The following is a 6597-nucleotide window of genomic DNA, read 5'->3' on the forward strand; positions in this document are numbered from 1 at the left end:
AGATGAAACAACTCGATTTTTCCACTTTCCCTGTACTCGAAACCGACAGATTGGTCCTTCGCAGACTTTCGCTGGAAGATGCTCCGGTAATTTATCAATTGCGCTCGGATGTTGAAGTGGCTGCCTTAACGGGTAAGGCGCCCTTTCTTCATATTAACGAAGCCGTTGCGTACATCAATAAAATTGATAACCTGATCAATAATGATGAATCTATATACTGGGTTGCTTCTTATAAGGGCGATGCCGCTATGATAGGAGCAGCCTGCCTCTGGAATTTTGATATTCGGAATGAGACCGTGGAACTAGGATATGAGTTGCTTCCTGAGTTTCAGGGTAAAGGTATCATGGTAGAGATTATTACGTGTATACTCAGGTATGCATTTGAGGTAATGGGCATTAAAACCATTATTGCTTGCCCATCCAGCGATAACCCGCCTTCTGTAAAACTACTTGAAAAAATGGGGTTTGAAATTGCGCAAAGCGATTATCAAAATACACATATCGGCGTTCCAGGTATGCTTTGCTATATGCTTACTTCAAGGGTGTAGATTAATCTGCTCCTGGCCCTTAGCCAAAAATATTTATCAAAAACCACAAAATAAAATGAATTCGGTTAAAACAACTGATCGGAATTATGATATATTTGTTAATAAAACGATTTACTAGCAGGTTGCTATAATTGAAGTAGTCCTGCATTTTAAAGTAGATCGATTTTTAACCAGATATAAGATAGACCAGAAAATGAAAGCGGTCAATTTTAAACGCCATGGCAATTTTGAGAAATAAATATACCTATCTGCTTTTATTCCTTTTTGCAACCAGCGTTGTAAAATCACAGATTAGTGTGCCAAAACAGAGTGTAAGTAAAATGAAGGCTAACTTCCTGCTTCCAAAAGATAGCTATAAACCTGGGGTATACTGGTATTTTATGGATGGGAATCTTTCTAAAGGGTCGATAAGCAAAGATCTCGAATCGATGAAAAAGGCCGGTATTGGCAACCTGGTTTTTCTGGAAGTCAATGTGGGCATACCTCGCGGCAAAGTAGATTTTCTAAGCAAGCAGTGGATCAGTCTTTTTGCGCATGCAGAAAGAGAAGCCAGGCGGCTTGGCATCGAGATCACTTTAGGTATTGGACCGGGATGGACAGGTAGCGGTGGGCCTTGGGTGAAAGCCGAGGAATCTATGCAGCATCTGGTTTCCGGTGAGGTAGTGGTTTCTTCGGCCGATAAGGCGAAAATAATATTGCCGGTTCCTATGCCAAAAAAACCATTTTTCGGTGAGGACAATCTCCCCTTTGATTTTAAAAAGGAGTGGATGGCTTATTATAAAGATGTGGCTGTACTGGCTTTTCCTTTTGAAGGAGAAACAACCAAAATAGCGGATATCGATGAAAAGGCCCTTTACTACCGAGCACCTTATAGTTCTGGAACGGTAAAACCGTATCTTCCCGCTCCGGTTGCCACGCAGACAGGAAAAAGCATAGAAAAATCAGCTATTTTAGACCTCACTTCCAAAATGTCGTCAGATGGTTCGCTGAACTGGACTCCGCCTTCTGGTAAATGGACGGTTATGCGCTTTGGTGCCCGCAACAATGGAGCTATTACCAGGCCCGCACCTGTTCCGGGACTGGGTTTTGAATCCGATAAATTCGATACGCTCGCTTTAAACCATCATCTTGATACCTATGTGGGTAAACTGTTGGGTAGTATAGATAAAATCAGCAAAGATATTCCCGGAGGGCTTAAGCGGCTGCATATGGACAGCTGGGAAATGGGTGCACAGAACTGGACAGGCAGTTTTCGGCTGGCTTTTATCAAAAGCAGGGGCTACGATCCGCTAAAGTATTTTCCTGTCTATTCCGGAAACATTGTAGGCAGTTTGCAAGAAAGCGAACGTTTTTTATGGGACCTGAGAGAGACTGCTCAGGAACTTATCCTGAAAAACCACGCAGAACAGGTAAAAGCCTATGCGCACCGTCACGGATTATCCCTTTCCATCGAACCTTATGATATGAACCCAACAGCCGATCTTCGACTAGGCGCGGTGGCGGATGTACCTATGGCCGAATTCTGGAGTAAGGGATTTGGTTTCAATTCTACTTATAGTGTTATCGAGGCCACCTCTATCGGGCATGTAATGGGCCGTTCACTTATTCCGGCCGAGGCTTTTACAGCCCAGGATAACGAGGGCTGGAAACAACATCCTGGCAGCATGAAAAATCAAGGCGACTGGGCATTTGCCGCCGGTGTGAACCGCTTTGTATACCATACTTTTCAGAACCAGTTTTTGCCAGATTCGCTTAAACCTGGTGCAACGATGGGGCCATATGGTGTACACTGGGATAGGAACCAGACCTGGTGGCCTATGGTAAATGCATATCATCAATATGTATCCAGATGCCAGTACCTGTTACAGCAGGGTAGAACAGTTGCCGACATTCTTTATCTTACTCCCGAAGGTTCACCGCATGTTTTTGTACCCCCTTCTTCTGCGCTGAGAGGCGATACCCTGGCCGACCGCAGAGGTTATAATTTTGATGGCTGTGCGCCTGCACAGCTTATGAAAGCCCATGTAGAAAGTCAGTATATTGTATTTCCAAGCGGTGCCAGATACCGCATACTGGTACTTCCCGAAAGTGAAACCATGACACCCGAACTGCTTACCAAAATTTCATCATTGATCAGTAACGGTGCAACCGTTATCGGCAACCCACCGAAGCGATCGCCGAGTTTGATAGGTTATCCAGCCTGCGATGAACAGATTAACAAGATGGCCGGCGAAATTTGAGGGCTGGGGAAGTTGCCTAAAGTCCAGGAAATCAGGAGTTATGGTAAAGGAAAAGTCATCTGGGGCGATGCACTGTTAAAACACGCTGATCATCTTTATCCCCAGTACGAACTGACTGCCGAAGTATTACATAAATTATTATTGGAAGAAGATTTCAGTACCACAGCAGCTGTAAGATATACCCATCGTACCAGTAGCGATTGGGACATTTATTTCCTTTCGAATACCAGCGACAGTTCCATCAGCTTTAAAGCTGCTTTCAGGTCGGTAAAAGGTGCTCCAGAGATTTGGGATGCCACAACGGCTAAGATGCAACAAGCGCCAAATTTTAGGATAACCAAAACCAAAACGTTTATCCCGTTAACGCTTGCGCCGTATCAGAGTTGTTTCGTTGTGTTTTCTAAAGCAAAGCAGAAGGGAGCCGGAACTGGTTTATCTGAAACTAAGCCTGAGGAACTGCTTAAGCTAAACGGAGCATGGGAGGTGAATTTCGATGAGAAATGGGGAGGACCTAAAAAAGTGGTATTCGATTCACTGTTAGATTGGTCTAAAAACAAACTTGAAGGCATTAAATATTACTCGGGGATTGCGGCCTATCATAAAACTTTTGATTTGAAAGACGCCAATCTTAAAGGTGAGGTTCATCTCGATTTGGGGAAAGTAAAAAACCTTGCCCGCATCACCATTAATGGTAGGGAAGTTGGTGTATTGTGGACTGCCCCCTGGAGCATTGATATTTCTCGCTATGTTAAACAGGGCAAAAATGAGCTTACCATCGAAATTGCTAACCTTTGGCCAAACCGTTTGATAGGAGATGAAGCCAAACCCAATGATGGTGTAGTTGGCGATAAATGGCCGCAATGGCTGTTAAACGGCCAGCCGCGTACCAGTGGCAGGCTTACCTTTACCACAACCACACAATACCGCTCAGATTCACCTTTGTTACCATCAGGGCTTTTAGGGCCGGTACGGATTATTGGACAAAGATTGATCCTCAAAAAAAATGCAGGCGCTAAGAAATAGTGATTTAACCAAATATAACAATCGGAATTTTATGAGAAATTTTTTACTTTTTATCCTATTCATGCTTTCAGCTTCGGTTAGCCATGCACAACTTGGCGTGAAGTACGATCCTAAGGTACAGGAAAAAGAAAATCTGCAGTATTGGAGACCAAAAGGAAATCTTTTTGTGGGCGATTGCATGCCATATTATCAGAACGGTAAATTTTCTTTCTATTGGCTGCTAGATTCTGCACATCATGCCGGTTTAAAAGGTCTTGGCGGACATCAGTGGGCACTGAGCACTACCAGTGATCTGAAAACGTGGAAACAAGAGCCAGTTGTGCTGGGCATTGATCAAGAGTGGGAAAAGTCTATTTGTACAGGTTCGATAGCTTTTTACCACAACACCTATTATGCTTTTTATGCCACCAGGTTGATCGATGAAAATGGAAAGGTAAACGAGCAACTCAGTTATGCCACCAGTAAAGATGGCATCCATTTTAATAAACAGCAGCCAAATCCTTTTTATTCTTATGCAGCTGGTTATAGTAAAAGAGACTTTAGAGACCCAAAGGTATTTATTGATGAAAAGACAGGAGAATTTCATCTTTTTGTATCCAGCTGGCAAGAGAACCCGGTTTTGGCACATGCAGGAGGATGTTTGGTTCACCTGATATCTAAAGATCTCAAGAACTGGAGCCTCAAAGCGCCTGTGCTTACAGGGCAGTCATCGGTACCGGAGTGTCCCGATTATTTTTTATGGAAAGGATGGTATTATCTGGTTTATGGGGATAACGGCGATACCTATTATGTAAAATCCAAACAACCATATGGCCCCTGGGAAGAACCAGAATTTCAGGCGCTCAACGAATCTTGGTCTAATGTACTGAAGACCGCCTCTTTTAAAAATGATAGAAGGATAGCTGCCTCGTGGATTCCTTCCAGACACGAAAACAAGGATAATAACGGGGAGATATTTGGTGGTAATGCACTCTTTAGGGAGGTGCTCCAACTTACTAACGGTACATTAGCAACCCGGTTTCCCGAAGAAATGATCCCTGCATCAGGTCGACCTTTGAAGATCAGTTTTGTTGATGGACTGTATTCCAAAAAAATCAGCGAAAATGCCATTACGATCGATGCCCCAAACGGAACCGGAGCAGCCCATTTAGAAAACATTCCGCAAAATGTAAGGCTTACGCTAGAGGTAGAACCCATAGGGAGCAATGATGAATTTGGTTTTTACCTGCGATCGGATAAACAGGCCTCTGGTGGATATAAATCAAGTTTTTCAGCAAATAAGCAGACTGTTTCGTTAGGAAATACCGAAATAAGGGCCGTAACGGGACTGAATAAGCCCATTAAGATCGATTTGATTATGACTGGTGATATTATAGACATTTCAATTGATGGCAGGCGGTGTATTGTTAACCGCACACCAGAGCAGAAGGGAGGCTTCTTATGGTTCTATGCCAAGCATGGAAAAGTAAACTTTAAATCCGTAAAAGTTTGTCCATTGGCAAATCGAGGTGATTAAGCCAATTCATTTTCGTCTTTCCAATCGATTACCTTTAATTCATCGCCAACATGGATTAGCCCCGTATGCTGATGCAGTAGGTTCTGCCCGAACATGATTTTTTTGCCTGCTGTGCGGTAACCGGCCAGTGTTCTTAAAGGTTCCTGCCCTTTCTCACCGGTTTGCTGATTGATGGTAATCAATACGCATCTGGCACATGGTTTTACCGCAGAAAACAGTACCTCACCGATGTAAAAATCTTTAAAACTGTCCTCCACATGAGGCGCTCCACCTGTAAAAACAAAGTTTGGGCGGAAACGGTCCATAAGAATGGGTTCGTCGAGTTTGTCATTGAGCCCATCAAGAGAAGACTGACCGATGAGCAAACAAGGGTAACCATCAGCAAAACTCACTATTTCGTTATTCGAAGCATAATCACGATCTACTAATCTCTTTTCAGTTAAAGGCATTTTTACCAATCTAACTTTAAACTTCAGGAAATCAGAAAACCAATCGCTTACCGCTTTATTTACTTCAAGTGCAGTGGCGGTATCGTTCCATATTACAACTGAAAATTGTTCTCCGGTATCTTCATCCAAAGAAAAGGATATACTTTGCTCAGGTGATGTTTTATGAGAAACTGTTAATTTGCCATTTGCGATATTTACCTGCAGCAGTGCCAGTTCAAAATGTTTCCGTTGAGTAATAAACACGCTTTCCTCGTCAACAAGCATCCATCTCCTGTCATATTGGAGCCCTTTTTCTTCAAGTTGTGCTTTTTCAAGGCTAATGCCCTCCAATGATTTGATGGGGTAAATATTGATTTCAGAAAGGACAAACTTGTTCATGTTGTAAAGGTAAAAAACACATTTTGATTTATCGGTCAAATGTTTGCTGTTGTTACTATCAATATGAAAGTAGCAATACTGTTAATGTAAAGAGTTTGGGGAAAGAGTCTAAGCTTGTTAACCTGAGTTCGATAATTATTTTATAAAAATCATCCTTTATTGGCAATATGTTTAGGTTCATCGTCCTGCTGAATTTGTTTCAGCATCTTTTTAGCAATAAAGACCCTGAAATAAATTCAGGGTGACGAACGTTCTAACCGAAAACCTAGTTTAAGCAGCTAAAATTGACATTTAATTATCGAACTCAGGTTGTTAATATAAAGCTTTTGCCTTTCCTTTTTATATTTTTTACCTTTTATTTTTCTAGTCTTAGGGGGCATATTTTAACGATATTGGTTATCAAACATAAAAACCCTGGCTAACGCAAGTCTCCTATGTTTACA

At 42.3% G+C, this 6597-nt stretch carries 4 protein-coding genes and 1 pseudogene; 4 read left to right on the forward strand and 1 reads right to left on the reverse strand.

Annotated elements, in window-relative coordinates:
• Positions 1–2 precede the first annotated feature (2 nt).
• The 4 genes and pseudogenes from J7E57_RS26390 to J7E57_RS26405 all read left to right on the forward strand — a co-directional run bounded on the left by J7E57_RS26390 (position 3) and on the right by J7E57_RS26405 (position 5327).
• Positions 3–548 carry a GNAT family N-acetyltransferase gene (locus J7E57_RS26390; RefSeq protein ID WP_215126265.1) on the forward strand — a complete coding sequence of 182 codons (546 nt, stop codon included), beginning with the start codon at positions 3–5 and terminating at the stop codon, positions 546–548.
• A gap of 320 nt (positions 549–868) precedes the next feature.
• Positions 869–3097, forward strand: a pseudogene (locus tag J7E57_RS26395) (glycosyl hydrolase); the annotation flags it as partial.
• Positions 3098–3811, forward strand: coding sequence for a glycosylhydrolase-like jelly roll fold domain-containing protein (locus J7E57_RS26400; RefSeq protein ID WP_251030046.1), 714 nt, complete (start codon positions 3098–3100; stop codon positions 3809–3811). It begins immediately after the preceding pseudogene.
• 31 nt (positions 3812–3842) lie between these two features.
• A complete protein-coding gene (locus J7E57_RS26405; protein WP_215126271.1) occupies positions 3843–5327 on the forward strand; it encodes a family 43 glycosylhydrolase in 1485 nt (494 codons plus the stop codon).
• Here the strand turns inward: J7E57_RS26405 and J7E57_RS26410 are convergent.
• A complete protein-coding gene (locus tag J7E57_RS26410; RefSeq protein ID WP_215126273.1) occupies positions 5324–6154 on the reverse strand; it encodes an MOSC domain-containing protein in 831 nt (276 codons plus the stop codon). The genes J7E57_RS26405 and J7E57_RS26410 overlap by 4 nt on opposite strands.
• Between the last annotated feature and the right edge of the window lie 443 nt (positions 6155–6597).

It is taken from the genome of Pedobacter sp. ISL-64, assembly GCF_018613605.1.
In the GTDB taxonomy this organism is placed as follows: domain Bacteria; phylum Bacteroidota; class Bacteroidia; order Sphingobacteriales; family Sphingobacteriaceae; genus Pedobacter.